The organism is Cardiobacterium sp., from assembly GCF_057314735.1.
In genome coordinates, this window is sequence record NZ_DBHKZK010000050.1 from 1 (window position 1) to 18,375 (window position 18,375).

Here is an 18,375-nt window from a genome sequence, read left to right on the forward strand (position 1 = left end):
CCGCAATTACGGGCGATACTTTTTGCGCGATGGTATCAATACCGCCGTGTCATCGCCCAGTTTCCATCCGCCGCCAGCAGTTGTCCCAAGTCGTAGGGGCGGTTAGCGCAGCGTAACCGCCTGTGTTTATGAGAGCGAGCGGCTACGGTGAGACGATACCGCAATTACGGGCGATACTTTTTGCGCGATGGTATCAATACCGCCGTGTCATCACTCCAGTTTCAATCCGCCGCCAGGAGCTGTTTACAATCGAAAAATCCCCCTCCCCTGCAGGGCGAAGCCCGCAGCGGGGGAGGGTCGGGGTGGGGGTAGCGATATTATTGATAAACCGAAATTCTGCTTTTTCAATTATTTGCTGCCCTCACCCCAACCCCTCTCTCGCTGCGCGAGCTGTCCCAGTCCCAGAGGGAGAGGGGCTTATACGCCGAATTGTAAACAACGCCTAATCCGCCGCCGCGAATTGTTCCGGCGCCAGTGGCGGGCGGTCAAGCAGCGCGGCAAAGGCGCGGTTGTCGGCGCATGAACCCTCCGCCAGCAGGCGCAGGGTGGCGGCGCTTACCATGCCGTCGCTGATGTAGTTGGTCAGCGGCAACAGCGGCGCGAGCAGCGGCGATGGCAGCGGTAGCACGCGCGCCGCCGTTTTGCCGTGCAGGGTGCGACGCAGGGTGTTGAGGTACGCGGCGAGTGTCAGCGCACGGGCGCCGGTCATGTTCACGGTGGCGTGGCGCGAGGGGGCAGCAAGCAGCGCGGCGATGCCGTCGGCGATGTCGTTGATATGTACCGGTTGCAGCTGTTGTCGTCCGCCATCCGGCAGGGCGAGCAGCGGCAGGCGGGCGAGACGGATGAACAGTTCGCAGCTTTTGCCGCCGCGCCCGTACACCACCGACGGGCGCACGGTATCGGTCGGCAGTTGCGCGCGCACCGCCTCGTCGCCGCGCCCCTTGCTGCCGAGAAAGGCGACCGGATGCCAGGCGTCCGCGCCGAGGGCGGATATTTGCAACCAGCGAGTGACACCCGCCGCGTGCGCCCAGACGGCAAGCTGCGCCGGGGCGTGGTGATGCACGGCCTCCAGCGCGTCCGTGTCGCGGCTCATGATGCCGACGGCGTTCACCACCGCATCCTGGCCGTGCAGCAAGGCGCGGGCGGCGCGTTCATCCAGCGCGCGCAGGTCGAGTTCGCGGTGGCCTGGCGTTTGTACTTGATGCCCGCAGGCGCGCAGGCGGGCGGCGAGGTGGCGACCGATGAAGCCGCTGCCGCCAAGGAGGAGGATGTTCATCTGCGCCTCACACCGGTTTGAAAACCATCAGAAAATAGATGACCACGGTGGCGCAGAAGGCGGGATAGCCGAGCAGCTCCCAGCGCCGCGCCAGGGTGCGGTAACGCGGCGGCATTTCGCGCGCGCCGGCGGCGTCGGCCTCGCGGGCGATTTTCGCCATTTGCAGTTGCAGCCACACCACCGGCAGCCAGCAGAGGCCGGCGAGGGCGTAGAGGGCGAGCGTCATCCAAATCCACTTCGCCGACCACGGCCAGCCCGCCTGCCAAATCATCCAACTGCCTGATGCGACCTGGAATATCGCCGTCGGCGTGGTAAACCACCAGTCGGCGCGCACCACCCAGCGGGCGACGACCGACTGCGCCGCGACCGAACCGCTGCGGTTCACCCAGAACATATAAAACGCGGTGCCGAAGCCGGTGCCGACCAGCAGCGTCGCCGAAATGATGTGTAACGTCTTGATGAGCAAATAGGTATTCACGGGATTCTCCTTGCAAGATGACAGATGAGCGCCAGAATCGGCAGGTTTTTGACGAGCGGCGCGAACGGGTGCGCCCACGCCTCCGGCAGGCGCCAGGCGACGATGAGGGTGTAGGCGATGACCGTTACCGCCTGCCCAATCCACAAGGCGCGACGCCGGGCGAGCGGGCTCAGGCAACAGACGCCGAGCACGACGTCCCAGGCAGATGCCGCGCAGAACAGCGGCCATTGCAGCGCGGACGGCACACCGATGCGCGCGAGCAGTTGCAACGATTCCTGCGGCGCGGCGAGGACGGGTTGCAGCCCGCTCCACAGCCAGAGGACGGCGAGCGAGAGCTGCAGATATGGCCATTCCCCCAAAGTCTCCTGTCTTCGGCGACGCGCCTTGTCCGGGGCTTTGGCGGTACCGCTATCGTATGGTCGTGGCATTTCTCCTCCTTTGGTGATTCAAGTTATTTCTGTAAATACAGAAACCGCATGGGCTAAAAAAACGCGTAGTACGCGGAGCGTAGGAATGTAGGGGCGGTTAGCGCAGCGTAACCGCCCGGTAGGGGGTGTTTGCAATTTGAGAAATCCCCCTCCCCTGCAGGGCGAAGCCCGCAGCGGGGGAGGGTTGGGGTGGGGGTAAACGATATTGTTGGTGGATTAAAATCTCAGTTTTTCAATTGTTTGCTGCCCTCACCCCAACCCCTCTCCCATAGGGACTGGAACAGCTCGCGCAGCGACAAGCATTGCTTGCGAAGCAAGAGAGAGGGGCTTATCCACCGAATTGCAAACAGCCCCTAACCCAACCTGCAAAGGTTTACGGCTGAATGGTACACAGCCCTAATGCAGCAATTTCTGAATCCCCGCGCCCAGTTTCAGCACCTTCTTCATCACGCCGACCGGCAGGCGCAGCATCTCGTTCGCCCAACTGGTGAGCGTGCTGACAAATTCATGCGTTTCTTTAATCCGGGCGCGCGCGGATTCATTTTCCTGCGCAAATTCCGGGCTTTCCATCAACGTCTGCAAAAATTGCACCGTCGGCTCAATTTCGCGGCGCTGCCGTTCGGCGACAATGGTGCGGAACAGCGTCCACACATCTTCGGAGGTCGCAAAATGGTCGCGGCGGTCGCCCATGATGTGAACGGTCTGCACCAGCTGCCAGCTTTGCAGCTCCTTGATGCTGGTGCTGACATTGGAGCGGGCGACGCCGAGGGTTTCGACGATTTCGTCGGCGTTCATCGGCCGCCCCAAGAGGTAGAGCAGCGCGTGGATTTGCGCCACGGTGCGGTTCACGCCCCATTTGGCGCCCATCTCGCCCCAGTGGAGGACGAATTTTTCGGTAGTCGGGTTCAGTTTCATGACGGCGAGTTTAGGATGGTTCGTTGTTTCTGTCAATACAGAAATTTTAGACTCAAACGAGATTGCAGCGCTGGAAAAAAGCGCGGTAGGCGGCGATTTTCTGCTCCAGCTTGAGCGGGTAGGCGCGCGAGGTGGATGGCAGGCGGGTGAGGCTGAGTGCGCGTCCGTCCAGTTGAAATTCGAGGGTTTGCCCGGTTTTCAGCATCGCTTTGGCGTCGCCGGTGAAGCCGAGCAGCACTTCAGTCGCCTTGCCGCCGGTGGTAAAAATGTGGCGCAGCTGCGGCAGCTCGCGCACGATGGCAGGCAGGTCGAGGGTTTCGATGATGCGCAGATGGGCGTCGGCGGCGTTGCCTTTTTCGCGGATGGCGCGGCGCACGCTGGGGCAGATGGCGATGCCGCGCGCGGTGAGAAAGGCGCGGATGCGCTCGGCATCGAAGCGCTTTTCGCCCGCGATTTCAAAGTGCTTGGGGTCGTTATAAAAAATAGTGCCATAAACGCGCCACATATCGTTCTGATAATTGGGGTAATGGAATGCCATGCTGCGTTTTTCCGCCGTCGGCGGGAAACTGCCGCTCATCATCACCGTCGCCTCACGCGGCAAATGTGGCGGAAAGGGATGGGTTTCGATGTTCATGGGGAATGGTATCGCCTTGCTGATAAAGGAGACGCCCCGCAAGGGGGCGTTTTGAATAAAAAGAAAAATTACGCGGCAATCTTGAAGGCCATAAAAATGGCGGCCATGATGGCGGCAATAATGCCGTAAACAAACATTGGAATGGCGGTCTTCTTGATAATCGCGCCTTCCTGGTTCTGCACGTCCAGCACCGAACAGACGGCAATAATATTGTTGATGCTGACCATATTGCCCATTGCGCCGCCCACCGATTGCAGGGCAAGCACCGTATCGGTTGGCAAATGCACCTGGGTGGCAATGCTGTGCTGAATGCTGCCAAAGGTCAAATTCGACACGGTATTGGAGCCGGAGAAGAATGCGCCAATGGCACCGAGGTAAGAGGCAAAATAGGCCCAATTGGTACCGGCAATCTGCGCAAAACTGTTACCAATCACTTTCACCATCGAATGATCGCCGCCGACCATCATGAATTTCACCATCACCAGCGCGCCAAAGAGTGCCAATAACGGTTTGATGGTTTGCCCCAGCGTGGTGTAATACACTTTGAAACTGTCGCGGAAACTGACACGGAAGCAAAAGAGCGACAGCCACACGGTAATGACGAAGGGAATAAAGGCGGGTACATAGAGCGTCTTGTAACTCTCGGAAACGCCCTGCCCGAAGATGTTGTTAAAGCTCAAAATCAGCGCGCGGCTTACTTCAAATTCGACAATGCCGAGATTGAGGGAAAACAGCGGCGTCGTGTCATTGAGCAGCCCCTTGATACCAAGTTGCTGGATGCGGGTAACGATCAGAATCAGCATCAGCAATCCCAGCGGTGCCAGCGCCTTGAATACCTGCGCGGCAGAAAGCGGTGTATGCGTATTGCCGCTATCCATTTTGGCGAGGCCAATACCCTTGTTGGCAAGAAAGACGGAAAGCAGTAAACCAATACCACCACCGACCAGCGACGGAAATTCGTAATTGACTTGCGCCAGCAACAAATAGGGGACGGTGCAGGCCAGCACGCTCAAATAAATAAAGCCGATATTTTTGCGAATTTCCGCCCAGGTAGTAATAAAGCGCAGCGCCAATACCGGAATGACAAAACCGGCGACGAAATGTATCAGCCCGGTTTCCTTGCCGATCGCGAGAATATCCTCATCGGTGAGAATACCGCTTTTCTTCAATTCACCAAAGCCGAACCAGGTCGGCGTGCCGACCGCGCCAAAGGATACCGGTACCGAGTTCATAATCAGCGCAAAAACGGCAACCTGCATCGGCTTGAAACCGAGGCCGACGAGAATCGGCGCGGCAATTGCCGCAGGGGTGCCGAAACCGCTCGCTCCTTCAATCATGAAGGCGAATGCCCAGCCGATAATCATCAATTGTGCCACCGGATTCGGGTTGATATTGCCGAGCCATTGGCGGATAACGCCAATGCAGCCGGTCGCTTCCATCATCCGGTTAAAGAATATCGCGCCAAAGATAACAGTAATCGGCGTCAGGGTAGCAACCACGCCCGCCGCCGCATTGGCATTGAGCGTCATAAAATCATTTTTGAAGTAGAAAAGCTGCAACAGGTAAATGAAAAAGGCGACGCCGGGCAAGGCGATATAAGACGGTACGCTGTTTTTCTTTACCATCAGCCAAATCAGCAGAATGACCGGGAAAATACTCAAAACAAGCGGGAGCTGTTGGTTCAATGCTTCCATAAAAATACCTCTTAAAAAAAGCGGGCAGCCATGCCGCCCGCAAAAAATCAGAATGTGCCGGGAACGAGAATTTCTTTGCCGACTTTTTTAATATCGGTATGGCCGCAGAATGCCATCGTCGTGTCCATCTCGTTATAGAGGATTTCCAGACAACGGCGCACGCCATCTTCGCCATAGGCACCGAGGCCGTAAAGGAATGCCTTGCCAATCATCGTGCCTTTCGCGCCGAGCGCCATACATTTCAGAATATCCTGACCGCTGACGATACCGCTGTCGAGCCATACTTCAATTTGGCTGCCAACCGCAGAAACAATCTCCGGCAGGACTTTAATGGTGGAAAGCGCGCCATCCAGCTGACGGCCGCCGTGGTTGGAAATGATTAGCGCATCTGCACCGGATTGTGCCGCTTTCTCCGCGTCTTCGCTGGTCATAATACCCTTGATAATGAGTTTGCCGCCCCACAGGTCTTTAATACGGGCGACATCGTCCCAGCTTAAACGCGGGTCAAATTGTTCGCTCGTCCAGGAAGAAAGCGAGGACAAATCGGAAACGTTTTTTGCATGGCCGACGATATTGCCGAAGGTGCGGCGTTTGGTGTGTAACATATGCCAGCACCATTGCGGGCGCAAGGCCAAATCGAGCATATTGAGCAATGTCGGTTTCGGCGGCGCGGACAGGCCGTTTTTAATGTCGCGGTGGCGCTGGCCGAGTACTTGCAAATCGGCGGTGAGAATCAGCGCCGAGCAATTCGCCGCTTTCGCCCGCTTGATGAGGTCTTCCATAAATTCGCGGTCGCGCATCACATAAAGCTGGAACCAAAACGGCTTGCTGGTATTGGCGGCCACGTCTTCAATCGAGCAAATGGACATGGTGGAAAGTGAAAACGGCACGCCGAATTTTTCTGCCGCTTTCGCCGCAAGAATCTCGCCATCGGCATACATCATTCCGGTAAATCCGGTCGGGGCAATGGCGACCGGCATTTTTACCGTCTCGCCAATCATCGTCGTTTCCAAAGTACGGTTGGTCATATCAACCAGCACGCGCTGACGGAATTTAATCGGGTCAAAATCACGGGTATTGTGATGCAGCGTGCTTTCCGTCCACGAGCCGGAACGCACGTAATCAAAAAACATCTTCGGCACTTTGCGCCGGGCAACGCGGCGCAAATCTTCAATATTGGTCATCTTGCTCAAATCACGAGCCATAAATCCTCCGGGCAATTTGAAAAAATACCGCCAAATTGGCGTTTCGCCGCGCGAAATCCGGTACGCGCGGTTAAGTCGAAACTTGATTCGCGCAGATTATCATTGCAGGCGACAATATATCTTGCATAACGACCGCCCAGTGCGCCTTGATGCAGCGCAAGCGGGGCGGTTATGGGCGTAGAGAACGGGTTGGTGCGGCTAGCCGCCCGTCTCCGCCTGCACCCGCTGGCGGAAGCGCGCGGCGGCGGCGTGGTAAAACGGCTTGGGCTGGATTTGTCTTGATACCGGCGTGGCAATGAGGCAGGCGGTCATCAGCCAGATGAGCAGCGGCTGGCTGCCAGTCATTTCCATGACGATGACGCTGGCGGTGACGGGCGATTGTGTCGCGCCTGCGAGGAAGGCGGCGGTGCAGAGCAGCACCAGCAGGTTGTGGTCGGCGACGCCACCGGTCAGCACCCACAGCCCGCTGCCAATGCCCGCGCCGGTGGTCAGCGATGGCGTGAAGATGCCGCCAGCGATGCCGCTCCAGTAGGTGACGACCGTCGCCAGCAGTTTGGCGGTGCCGAAATGGTGCGGTTGCAGCACTTCGCCGTCCAGGGCTTGTGCCACCGCCTGATAACCGGTGCCGTAAGTCTGGCCGTGGGTGTGCTGGCCGATGGCGGCGAGGATGACGCCGAGCAGCGCGGCGAACAGCAGCGGATGGCGCACCAGCCAGCCGCGCAAAAAGGCGGGGGCGTAGCCGAGCGCGCCCTTGGCGAGCAGGCGGGCGAAGATGCCGCCCGCAATGCCGCAGACCACGCCGCACAGCGCCACCCAGAGAATCATGTGCGGCAGGGTGGTCGCGCCGACGTATTGCGGGAAATAGGGGTTGTTGCCCTTGATGGCGACGAGGATGAAGCCCGACGCCAGCACGCCGAGCAGCAGGCGGCGTTCCCAGCGCAGATGCAGGCCGCGTCCCAGCTCCTCAATGGCGAAAATAATCCCGGCCAGTGGCGCGTTAAAGGCGGCGGCGAGACCGCCTGCCGCGCCGGTGGCAATCAGCTCGTTGCTGCTCAGGCCGCTGAAGGCGAGGCGGTGGCGGCGGCAATATTCGCCCCAGGCGAGCATTACCGCCGCGCCGACCTGTACCGACGGACCTTCGCGCCCGACCGAGGCGCCAATCAGCATCGCCAGAAACGTCAGCGGGATTTTCCACAAAGTATGTGGCCAGGCGATGAGGCGCTGCTTGTTCGCGCCGTAGGGCAGGCTGAGTGCGGCGATGACCTGCGGGATGCCGCTGCCCGCCACATAAGGCGCGTGCTTTTGCGTGAACCAGGCGAGCAGCGCCATCCCCGGCGGCAGGATGAACCACGGCGCCAGCGGCCAGGCGGTTGCCCAGAGGCGGTTTTTGTCGAGTGCGTAATCGGCAAAGGCGGCGAAGGTGAGCGAGGCGAGGGCGACCAGCGTCGCGCCAACGAGCAGGCAGGAGAGCTCCAGCGTTTTGCGCGAGATGCGTGAGGACTGGCGCAGTTTCTTGTGAATAAAATGGCGCAGCCGGGCGCTGCGCGCGGAGAGGTTGAAAATCATGGTGGTGGCGGGTAATGGATAACAGGGCGCGAATTGTACCGGGGAATGCACGGGCGGGGGGGGGCGGTTCCGGCGGGCGAATGTCGCCCTATCCGGGCAGAAACACTATAATTTTCACCGATCCGGCAGCCAATCCCGGCACACCCCGACAACTACGGAGAACACCGATGAAAATCCACACCACCCTGCTTGCCCTCGCGCTCGCCCTTGCCGCGCCCGTCACCCCTGTGCTGGCGGAAGACGCGCCCAACTACATTGAGGAAATGAAACGCTGGCAACCAAAAGCGGAAGCGGGCGACGCCGAAGCGCAATTCCAGTTAGGACAAATGTACGCCCTCGGCCACGGCTTCAAGCAGAATTTCAACAGCGCAATAGAATGGTATGAAAAAGCCGCCGCACAAGGAAATGCAAAAGCACGGACGGCATTAGGAATGCTTTATTTCTATGGCGCCGGTGTAGAAGAAAACACAGAAAAAGCAGGCGAGTGGTTTGAAAAAGCGGCAGCGCAAGACGAACCGAATGCACAAAGATATTTAGGCACTATCGCGTATAAAGAGAAAAACTATACACAAGCCAAACAATGGTGGGAACAAGCCGCCGCACAAGGTCATGCACCCGCGATTGCAAGCCTCGGCGATCTTTATATAAATGGCGAGGGTGTAACACAGGATTTTGCCAAAGCAAGGAGTTTATATGAGGAAGGTGCCAAACAAGAGAAATATGCTGCTAAATCTATGATTGGTCTTTTTGAAATATATTATGAAGGAAAAGGTGTAAAAGAAAGCGAGAAGCAAGCTATGGAGTGGGCAGAAAAATCTTGTGCTCTAGAAACACTAGGCAGTGCTCAGGGTTGTGCTCTAATGGGGCATGCTTATTTTGGCGGAGAAATTGGCTTACCCAAAAACAATCAAAAAGCTTTCGAATATTCTATGAAAGCAGCCTTAAATGGTTATAACGGAGGCGCTTTTACTCTAGTAAGATTAAGAGAGCAGGGTTTTGTCTTTCCTGATACGGATAACGAACAAGTCATAGAATTTACCGATAATTTCCAGAATAGACCATATTGGACAACTCGTAGCGTAATAAAAAAATTAGAATTCCTACAAGACTAATTAGCACCAGCAATAAAAAAATAAGCACGTAGGTTGGGTTAGCGCGCAGCGCGTAACCCAACAAATACCAAAAATCGAATTAACCCCTAACCCAACCTGCGCTCCCATTTACATACACCAACCCCGCTACCCTGTATGTAAACGGCAAAACTCATTCCTCCTGCGCTGCCAGCAACCGACGAAACGCCTCATCGCGCAAAACCCGAAAGCGCGCCTCGTCAATCTCGCCGTTGGCAAGCTGACACTCCAGCGCAAACACCAGCCGCTCAAACGCCGCTTCCGCCGCCTCGCGCCGCGCCATCCGCGCGCGTAGCCGCTGCACCCGTTGCCAGTCGCGCCACAGCCACACCCCGATGACCAACAACACAAACCACAAAAACTTCATCACGCACCTCCAACACAAATGAAAAAGACCATATACCACATAACCCTCGCCCTCTGCCTCCTTGGCGGCCTCGGCGCACTCACCCTCAAACGCCTTGACCTCGCCTACCCGCCCGACCTCGCCCTCTGCACCGACTACGCGCCCACCGTGTACGACCGCCACGGCCAAATGCTGCACACCTGGCTCACCGCCGACGGCAAACGCCGCCTGCCGCCCGGCGCCTTGCCCGCGAACTACACCGCGCTGCTGCTCAACTACGAAGACCGCCGTTACTACCGGCACCACGGCATCGACCCCGTCGCCATCATCCGCGCGCTGGGCGAAAACCTGCGCGGCGGCGGCATCCGCAGCGGTGCATCGACCCTCACCATGCAGGCGGCGCGCCTCATCTACCGCACCCCGCATACCCTGTCCGGCAAAATCCGCCAGACCCTGCGCGCACTCCAGCTCGAATACCACTACGACAAGGCGGCCATCCTCAACTGCTACGCCAGCCTCGCGCCGATGGGCGGCAACATCGAAGGCATCACCGCCGGTGCCTGGCACCACTTCGGCAAAACCCCGGCAGAACTCTCCATCGGCGAAACCGCCTGGCTCATCGCCCTGCCACAAAACCCGAACCGCCTCGCCGACCCCGACCGCGCCCGCGCCGCGCGCAACCGCGTCCTCGACCGCGCCCTGCAAAAAAACCTCATCGACGCCGAGACCCACCACAACGCCAGCCACGAGCCGCTCGCGCCCGCGCCGCACCCCTTCCCGCAACACGCGCCGCATTACGCCGCCCTTGCGCGCAGCCGTGGCGAGAGCGCGACCACCCTCGACCGCGACCAACAAACCCGGCTGGAAACCATCCTTGCCGCCGCCCTGCCCACCCGCCCGCCGCGCAGCAACCTCGCCGCCCTCATCCTCGACAACGCCAGCGGCGAAACCCGCGCCTATCTCGGCAGCGCCGACTACCACGACAAAACCCGCCTCGGCGCGAACAATCTCCTCACCGCCATCCGCTCACCCGGCAGCACCCTCAAACCCTACATCACCCTCTACGCATTCGACCACTACCGCCTGCACCCGCACACCCCCATCGACGACACCCCGCTTGCCGGCGGCTACAACCCCGACAACTACGACCAAAAATACCTCGGCCGCATCACCCTCGCCGAAGCCCTGCAACGCTCGCGCAACACCCCGGCGGTGCGCCTGTTGGAGCGCATCGGGCCGGACACCTTCGCCACCTGGCTCGAACAACACGGCCTGCACCTCACCATCCTGCACAACAGCCCGCCGAACCTCACCATAGCCCTGGGCGGCGTCGGCATCCGCGCCACCGAACTGGCCGAGCTCTACCGCCAGCTCGCCAACTGCACCTACCGCCCGGAGCAGCCCGCGCCGCTCGCCAGCCAGCGCGCCTGCCTGCAAACCAGCCAAATCCTGCAAAAAATCGGCGACAGCGGCGGCGTCCTCAAACACGGCGCCGAACCCGTCGCCCTCAAAACCGGCACCGCCTACGGCTGGCGCGACCTCTGGGTCATCGCCTACACCCGCGAGCACACCGTACTGCTCTGGGGCGGCCGCGCCGACGGTGGCTACAACGACCAGCGCGCCAGCGCCGAAGCCCTCATCCCCATCATGCGGCAAATCACCGCCATCCTGCCGAACCCGCCGCGCAGCTACACCGCGCCGCAACCGGCGTGGGAAACCCGCGAAAACACCGTCGCCGCGCCGCCCGCACCCGGCCTGCGCATCACCGCACCGACCAGCGGCGCCACCATCCAGAACCGCGGCCAGGCCATCACCCTACAAACCGACGGCGGCGTGCCGCCCTACACCTGGCTCGCCAACCGCCAACTGCTGCGGCAAACCCACAGCCCGCAAACCCTATGGCAACCGCCGGGCGACGGCGACTACACCCTCGACGTCAGCGACCAGAACGGCAACCACGCCCGCGTCCAGCTCCGCCTCGAAACCCCGCCGGAGCGCCCCGCCGCGACGGTGCGCCTGCAACCGGCGCATTAAGCACCTGCCCCGCTTACATACACATGAGCGCTCGAAGTGTATGTAAACCACCGATTAACCCCCTCCCCCGCAGCGAAGCGCAGCGGGGGAGGGGCGGGGCTTCCCATGAAAAAGGCGTCCGCCTTTTTCATGGGTACCCGGGGTGGGGTAGTACCCACGATACAACCGCCGATGTTCTGTAGTCATAGTCGTAGGTCGGGCATTCTCATGCCCGACCTACGCCTTGCTCGCGGCAAAGGTGCCTGAAAACTGCGCTACAATCGCCGCCCCCAAAATAACCAAAACATCATCATGAGCACATCCCAACCCGCCGTCGGCTTCATCAGCCTCGGCTGCCCGAAAGCGCTGGTCGATTCCGAGCGCATCCTAACCCAAATCAGCGCCGACGGCTACGCCATCACCGACCGCTACGACGACGCCGATCTCGTCATCGTCAATACCTGCGGCTTCATCAACGAAGCCGTCGCCGAATCGCTCAACACCATCAGCGAAGCCATCCGCCAGAACGGCAAAGTGATTGTCACCGGCTGCCTCGGCGTCAAACCGGAAATCATCCGCCGCCATTGCCCGGACGTGCTTGCCATCACCGGGCCGCAGGCGTATGAATCGGTGATGGGCGCGGTACACGAACACCTGCCGAAACCGGCGCACAACCCCTACCTCGACCTCATCCCGCCCGCCGGACTGAAGCTGACGCCGCGCCACTACGCCTACCTGAAAATCGCCGAAGGCTGCGACCACCATTGCACCTTTTGCATCATCCCCGACCTGCGCGGCCGCCTCGTCAGCCGCCCGGCGGAAGCGGTGCTGAAAGAGGCGCAAAACCTGGTCAAACTGGGGGTGAAAGAGCTGCTCGTCGTCTCGCAGGACACCTCCGCCTACGGCGCCGACCTCGGCGCGCGCGGCATCCACGAACTCGCGCGCGAACTGGGCAAACTGGACGCCTGGGTGCGGCTGCACTACGTCTATCCCTACCCGGACGTCGATGACCTCATCCCGCTGATGGCGGACGGCGGTATCCTGCCCTACCTCGATATTCCCTTGCAGCACGCCAGCCCGCGCATCCTGAAAGCGATGCGCCGCCCCGGCAACCGCGAACGCACGCTGGAGCGCATCCGCCGCTGGCGCGAGATTTGCCCCGACCTCGCCCTGCGCAGCACCTTCATCGTCGGCTTCCCCGGCGAGACCGACGCCGACTTTGAAGAACTGCTCGCCTTTATCGAAGCAGCGGACATCAACCGCGCCGGTTGCTTCGCCTACTCGCCGGTCGAAGGCGCGGCGGCGAACGCCCTGCCCGACCAGATTCCCGAAGACGTCAAACAGGAGCGTCTGCAACGCTTCATGGCGGCACAAGAAGCGGTCAGCGCCCGCCTGCTTGCGGACAAAGTCGGCAGCATCCTGCCGGTTCTGATAGACGCGGTGGATGCGGACAACCTCGCCACCACCGGGCGCACGCCCTACGACGCACCGGAAATCGACGGCGTTGTCCATATCACGAACATTGACGGGGTCAAGCCGGGCGAAATCGTCCACGTCGAAATCGAAGACAGCGACGCGCACGACCTCTACGGTAACGTCTATTGAGCGCCGCGCACAAAAAAGCCGTCCTGCGGGACGGCTATATTTCCGGCTACGGCAAAAACGCCAGCACCAGCCCCAGCAATACCGCCGCGCCGACCCAATTGTTATGGTTGAAGGCGCGGAAGCAGCGCTCGCGCTCAAGATTGCGCGTATCCCACAGCTCATAAAGAAACAGCGCGGCGGCGATGGCAAGCCCCAGGTAATACCAGCCGTTCAGCCCCGCTGCCAGTCCCGCCAGCACGAGGAAGCCCAAGACCGTCCCCGCCATTGCAGCAAGAAAGCGGTGCTCAAAGCCGCGCACGGTAATGGCGCTGGAATGGAGGCCGATTTTCACGTCGTCGTCCCTGTCCACCAGCGCGTAGTAGGTGTCATAGACCAGCGCCCAGAAGACGCTCGCCGCGAACAGCAAAAACCCGGCGAGGGTAATCCGTCCCAGAATCGCCGTTTGTGCCATCAGAATCGGGCTGGCGAACGCCACGCCGAGGATGAGCTGCGGCGCGAGGAAAAAGCGTTTGCAGAAGGGGTAAAACAGCGCCACCGCCGCGCAGGCGACGGCAAGCAGCACGCTTTGCCAGTTGAGCAGCCACACCAGGGCAAAGCTCAACGCGAGCAGCGCGACGCCTAAAATCACCGCTTCCGCTACGCGCACCGCGCCGCTGGCGAGCGGGCGGCTGCGGGTGCGCTCCACATGGCCGTCAAAATTGCGGTCGGCGAGGTCGTTAAACACACAGCCGGCGGAGCGCATCGTCAGCGTTCCCAGCAAAATCACGGCGGTGACGAAGGCGGGTGGCCGTCCCGCGCCTGCCAGCCACAACCCCCACAAACTGCTCCAGGCGAGAAGCAACGAGCCCACCGGGCGATCCAGCCGCATCAGGCGGACAAAAGCCAAACATTTCATAGCAAAGACACCGGAAAAAGATTCCCATAGCATAGCGCCCTTCATTACCAACACAAAAAAGGAGACACTGCTTCTGGCCGCAGACGCCAATTCACGTTTTGCCCACAGTGGTTCGGGAAAGACTGCGGGGCGCCTTGTGGACAAGCGCCCCGGCCATGATGCGGCATCGGTTTTTTCAGGCTGCCTGCAATCATTTGCCTTTCGGCTTTTTGTGTGCTTTGGCGTTTTTGAGGCGGAGCATCTCCCAGCCGCCATTTTTCCAGCAGTAGTCTTCCTCGTCGTAATCCATGATGCTGCTTTTGTATTCGACACGAATGCAGCCCTTGCGGATGACTTCAACGTTGCCGACGATGGCGATGTTTTGTCCGTCGGGCGGTGTTTTAAACTGCCGTGTGGCGGGGTTGAAGAGGTACAGTTCATCGGCTGACTGGGTATAGGCGCCGACGATACGCACGGCGATGTCGGGGTGGCCGTCGCCGTTGTAGTCCTGGATGTTGACCAGGTCGCTGATTTTTTCTTTAAGCGGACCGAAGTCGATGATGTCGTCGATGATTTGCACTTTGCCGGTTTTCTGGTCGGTGATTTTCACCTGATAGGAGTCGTCGGCAAGAACTTGGGTTTCGACGGCAAAGGAAAAGCCGGCGGGCGTAGGGACGGCGTAGGTGGCGACGGGCGCCGCATCTGCGGTGGATGCCGCATTGTCGGCGGCAAAAGCAGGGACGGAGGCGGCAAGGAGCAGGGCGGGGATAATGCGTTTCATAGAAGATCCTTTATTTGGCATTGGAATAACGAAGCGGCGCTTCACGAGGGAGCAGCCTGAAAAAAGGCGGGCGGTTTTGCTCAAACCCGCTGCATCTGTTTTCAGGTTGCCTTAATTTTACTGCGATACGCCCCAAGGGCTGTTTGCAATACAACCCGCCCTGTTGCAGGCTTCGCCCTGCGGGCGTCCAAACAAAAATATACATACCAGAGTAGCGACCGAGGCGTATGTAAATGAATCCGGCGATTGCGGTAAAACACCAGCACCCGGCAAGTCCGCCGCAGTCACGGACAAAAGCCAAACATTTCATGGCAAAGACACCGGAAAAAGATTCCCATAGAATAGCGCCCCCTTCGTAACCAACGCAAAAACATGAGCCAATACGTATTTACCATGAACCGGGTGAGCAAAGTCGTCCCCGGCGGCCGCTTCATCCTGAAAGACATCTCCCTCTCCTTCTTCCCCGGCGCGAAAATCGGCATCCTCGGCTTAAATGGCGCGGGCAAATCCACCCTGCTGAAAATCATGGCAGGCGTGGATACCGACATCCAGGGCGAAGCACGTCCGCAGCCCGGCATCAGCATCGGCTACCTGCCGCAGGAGCCGCAGCTTGACCCGGAGAAAACCGTGCGCGACGTCGTCGAAGAAGCGATGAGCGACATGAAAGACGTACAAGCCGAACTCGATGCCGTGTACGCTGCCTACGCCGACCCCGAAGCGGACTTCGACGCGCTTGCCGCCAAACAGGCCGAGCTGGAAAACAAACTGGCGGCGGGCGGCGGCCACGACAACGAGCGCCGCATGGAAATCGCCGCCGACGCGCTGCGCCTGCCGCCGTGGGAGCAACAAATCTCGACGCTGTCGGGCGGGGAAAAACGCCGCGTCGCCCTCTGCCGTCTGCTCCTTTCCAGCCCCGATATGCTGCTGCTCGACGAGCCGACCAACCACTTGGACGCCGAATCCATCGCCTGGCTGGAGCGCTACCTGCACGACTTCCCCGGCACCGTCGTCGCCGTCACCCACGACCGCTACTTCCTCGACAACGTCGCTGGCTGGATACTCGAACTCGACCGCGGCGAAGGCATCCCCTACCAAGGCAACTACTCCTCCTGGCTGGAACAAAAAGAAAAACGCCTTGCCGTCGAAGAAAAACAAGAATCCGCGCACCGCCGCGCCCTCAAACAAGAACTCGAATGGGTGCGCAACAACCCCAAAGGCCGCCACAGCAAAAACAAGGCGCGCCTCGCCCGCTTCGACGAACTCTCCGGCAAAGAATTCCAAAAACGCGCCGAAACCCAGGAAATCTACATCCCGCCGGGCGAGCGCCTCGGCGACAAAGTCATCATCGCCGAACACCTTGCCAAAGGCTACGCGCACAAAGCCCTCTACGAAGACCTCAACTTCAACCTGCCGACCGGCGCCATCCTCGGCATCATCGGCCCGAACGGCGCGGGCAAGTCCACCTTGTTCAACATCCTCGCCGGCAAAGACACGCCGGACGCGGGCACGGTGGAAATCGGCGACACCGTACAAATCGCCTTCGTGGACCAATCACGCGACGCGCTGGATGCCAACAAAACCGTGTGGGAAGAAGTCTCGGACGGCCTCGACAACATCATCGTCGGCAACTACACCATCCCCAGTCGCGCCTACCTCGGCCGCTTCAACTTCAAAGGCGCCGACCAACAAAAGCGCGTCGGCGACCTCTCCGGCGGCGAGCGCAACCGGCTGCATCTGGCGAAACTGCTGAAAAGCGGCGGCAACGTGCTGCTGCTGGACGAGCCGACCAACGATCTGGACGTGGAAACCCTGCGCGCGCTGGAAGAAGCCATCCTTGCCTTCCCGGGATCTGCGCTCATCATCTCGCACGACCGCTGGTTCCTCGACCGCGTGGCGACGCACATCCTCGCCTTTGAAGGCGACTCGCAGGTGGAATTCTTCCCCGGCACCTACAGCGAATACGAAGCCGACCGCAAACGCCGCCTGGGCGACGAAGCCGACCAACCGCACCGCATCAAATACAAGCGGATACAGTAAAGCGCTATAGAGAAAACCGCCGCGAAGGGCGGTTTTTTAGAACCTGTTCAAAATCCCAGTTATCCACATGAATTTGAATTACTGCGCCGAATTCTCCCCCTCCCCCGCAGGGCGAAGCCCGCAGCGGGACTGGAACAGCTCGCGCGAAGTGCGAGAAAGGGTCGGGGTGGGGGTGTTCGATATAGCTCATGAACTGAAATTCTGCTTTTTCAATTATTTGCTGCCCTCACCCCTGCCCTCTCTCGCTACGCGAGCTGTCCCAGTCCCACAGGGAGAGGGGGCATATTGGCTGTTTTCCCGGTTTTCGGTTTCCTACACAAGCACACGAAAAAATGCGATTCCCCAAGATTTTGAACAGGTTCTTAAGCAACATACATTTCAGAACACCTCCAAACCCGGAATACCCCATGAAAAACCCTTTTTCCTTATGGCGCACCGTATGGCTGCTAACCCTGCTTGCGGCATTCCCCCTGGCACGGGCGGGCGACAAAAATTTTCAAAGTCTGGCGGCGACACGCAACGAAAAATTTTCCATGAGCTTTGCCATCACTCCACAAACGCGCTGGCCAGAATCTTTCCCGCCCAATTGCACAGAAAACGTTTGGGTTGTGAATGATGAACTGGCGAGTTGCAGCCCACCCATACCCGCACCGCATCCGGTCGCCATTGCCGAAGAAAACGAAGGCGGCTATAGCGTCATCGGCACTCAAGAAACGGATAAGTACCCCCGAGGTGCAGCGGCGGATTTCATTCCCGCGCAGGTGATTGCGACAATGGACAGTGTCGCACTCTATTCGGCGCATACCGTCATCACGCGCCCAACAAAAGAATACCCGGAAGAAGCCATTTCCCGCATCAATATGCACCTACCCGTACCTTATGCCGAGCTGGCGGATAACAGCAAAACCCTGCCTGCCCATCTGAAAATGACCGATGGCGCGGCAACGCTCATGGCACAATTTGCGCCACTGCAAATGCACAAACTGGAAGGCAAATATTCCAGGGCGCGATTCATTGTAGATTACGCCCTGATTTTCTATCAGGGCGACAAAATCATTTACGCCATTTATATAGACGAATATATGGATTATTATTCAATACAGAAGACGGAGGAAAACAAAAAATACTTTATCTTTACGCCCCAATCGCAAAATTTTTACCTTTATGATGACCAGGAAAAAATATTGCAGACATTTCTCGCCCCTTTTTTTAATAACCGCGAACGGGAAGTCTGCTGCCATTTGCGCGCCTATCCGCAAAAAAACGGCGTTGCCTATGGCTATTTCTAGGAGCTGTTTACAATTGACAAATCCCCTCCCCTGCAGGGCGCGAAGCCCACAGCGGGCGGGTTCCGTGCGTAGGGTGTGTGGCGGCGTAGCCGACACGCACGCGG

16 protein-coding genes are annotated in these 18,375 nt (G+C 59.3%); 5 read left to right on the top strand and 11 right to left on the bottom strand.

Translation table 11 applies throughout. From position 1 onward, the window contains the following. Positions 1–442: 442 nt before the first annotated feature. The 8 genes from ACO54Z_RS06415 to ACO54Z_RS06450 form a co-directional block, all read right to left on the bottom strand. The gene (locus ACO54Z_RS06415) at positions 443–1,276 is read right to left on the bottom strand and encodes an NAD-dependent epimerase/dehydratase family protein (RefSeq protein ID WP_485996283.1); all 834 of its coding nucleotides are present in this window, start codon (positions 1,274–1,276) and stop codon (positions 443–445) included. A gap of 7 nt (positions 1,277–1,283) precedes the next feature. Continuing rightward, a complete protein-coding gene (locus ACO54Z_RS06420; protein ID WP_485996284.1) occupies positions 1,284–1,754 on the bottom strand; it encodes a DUF2269 family protein in 471 nt (156 codons plus the stop codon). Then, on the bottom strand, positions 1,751–2,182 hold the full coding sequence (locus ACO54Z_RS06425) for a DoxX-like family protein (protein WP_485996285.1): 432 nt from the start codon (positions 2,180–2,182) through the stop codon (positions 1,751–1,753). The genes ACO54Z_RS06420 and ACO54Z_RS06425 overlap by 4 nt, the downstream gene beginning before the upstream one ends. Positions 2,183–2,578: 396 nt before the next feature. Further along, positions 2,579–3,097, bottom strand: coding sequence for a GbsR/MarR family transcriptional regulator (locus ACO54Z_RS06430; protein ID WP_485996286.1), 519 nt, complete (start codon positions 3,095–3,097; stop codon positions 2,579–2,581). Positions 3,098–3,149: 52 nt separating this feature from the next. Then, positions 3,150–3,731, bottom strand: a complete 582-nt coding sequence (locus ACO54Z_RS06435) for a DNA glycosylase (protein WP_485996287.1) — start codon at positions 3,729–3,731, stop codon at positions 3,150–3,152. Positions 3,732–3,799: 68 nt separating this feature from the next. Continuing rightward, complete coding sequence (locus ACO54Z_RS06440) at positions 3,800–5,425, bottom strand: L-lactate permease (RefSeq protein WP_485996288.1); 1,626 nt, start codon at positions 5,423–5,425, stop codon at positions 3,800–3,802. 47 nt (positions 5,426–5,472) lie between these two features. After that, positions 5,473–6,630, bottom strand: coding sequence for an alpha-hydroxy acid oxidase (locus ACO54Z_RS06445; protein WP_298079399.1), 1,158 nt, complete (start codon positions 6,628–6,630; stop codon positions 5,473–5,475). A 198-nt stretch (positions 6,631–6,828) separates the two neighbouring features. After that, positions 6,829–8,196 carry a chloride channel protein gene (locus ACO54Z_RS06450; RefSeq protein ID WP_485996289.1) on the bottom strand — a complete coding sequence of 456 codons (1,368 nt, stop codon included), beginning with the start codon at positions 8,194–8,196 and terminating at the stop codon, positions 6,829–6,831. 167 nt (positions 8,197–8,363) lie between these two features. Between ACO54Z_RS06450 and ACO54Z_RS06455 the strand changes: the two genes are divergently transcribed. Continuing rightward, entirely contained in the window at positions 8,364–9,308 is a 945-nt protein-coding gene (locus tag ACO54Z_RS06455) for a tetratricopeptide repeat protein (protein ID WP_485996290.1), read from the top strand. 151 nt (positions 9,309–9,459) lie between these two features. Here ACO54Z_RS06455 and ACO54Z_RS06460 read toward each other — a convergent pair whose 3' ends face one another. Further along, positions 9,460–9,693 carry a hypothetical protein gene (locus ACO54Z_RS06460; protein WP_485996291.1) on the bottom strand — a complete coding sequence of 78 codons (234 nt, stop codon included), beginning with the start codon at positions 9,691–9,693 and terminating at the stop codon, positions 9,460–9,462. A gap of 18 nt (positions 9,694–9,711) precedes the next feature. Here ACO54Z_RS06460 and pbpC point away from each other — a divergent pair, with 18 nt between their 5' ends. Beyond that, a complete protein-coding gene (gene pbpC, locus ACO54Z_RS06465) occupies positions 9,712–11,706 on the top strand; it encodes a penicillin-binding protein 1C (protein ID WP_485996292.1) in 1,995 nt (664 codons plus the stop codon). A 291-nt stretch (positions 11,707–11,997) separates the two neighbouring features. Further along, positions 11,998–13,290 (top strand): 30S ribosomal protein S12 methylthiotransferase RimO, encoded by a 1,293-nt coding sequence (rimO, locus tag ACO54Z_RS06470; protein WP_485996293.1) that lies wholly within the window; start codon positions 11,998–12,000, stop codon positions 13,288–13,290. A gap of 46 nt (positions 13,291–13,336) precedes the next feature. Here the strand turns inward: rimO and ubiA are convergent, their stop codons facing one another. Both ubiA and ACO54Z_RS06480 read right to left on the bottom strand, forming a co-directional pair. Beyond that, on the bottom strand, positions 13,337–14,185 hold the full coding sequence (gene ubiA / locus ACO54Z_RS06475; RefSeq protein ID WP_485996294.1) for a 4-hydroxybenzoate octaprenyltransferase: 849 nt from the start codon (positions 14,183–14,185) through the stop codon (positions 13,337–13,339). Positions 14,186–14,375: 190 nt separating this feature from the next. After that, complete coding sequence (locus ACO54Z_RS06480) at positions 14,376–14,945, bottom strand: XAC2610-related protein (RefSeq protein ID WP_314911114.1); 570 nt, start codon at positions 14,943–14,945, stop codon at positions 14,376–14,378. A 372-nt stretch (positions 14,946–15,317) separates the two neighbouring features. Here ACO54Z_RS06480 and ettA point away from each other — a divergent pair, with 372 nt between their 5' ends. Both ettA and ACO54Z_RS06490 read left to right on the top strand, forming a co-directional pair. Continuing rightward, positions 15,318–16,982, top strand: a complete 1,665-nt coding sequence (ettA, locus tag ACO54Z_RS06485) for an energy-dependent translational throttle protein EttA (RefSeq protein ID WP_485996295.1) — start codon at positions 15,318–15,320, stop codon at positions 16,980–16,982. Positions 16,983–17,389: 407 nt separating this feature from the next. Further along, positions 17,390–18,271, top strand: a complete 882-nt coding sequence (locus tag ACO54Z_RS06490; protein ID WP_485996296.1) for a hypothetical protein — start codon at positions 17,390–17,392, stop codon at positions 18,269–18,271. The last annotated feature ends 104 nt before the right edge of the window (positions 18,272–18,375 follow it).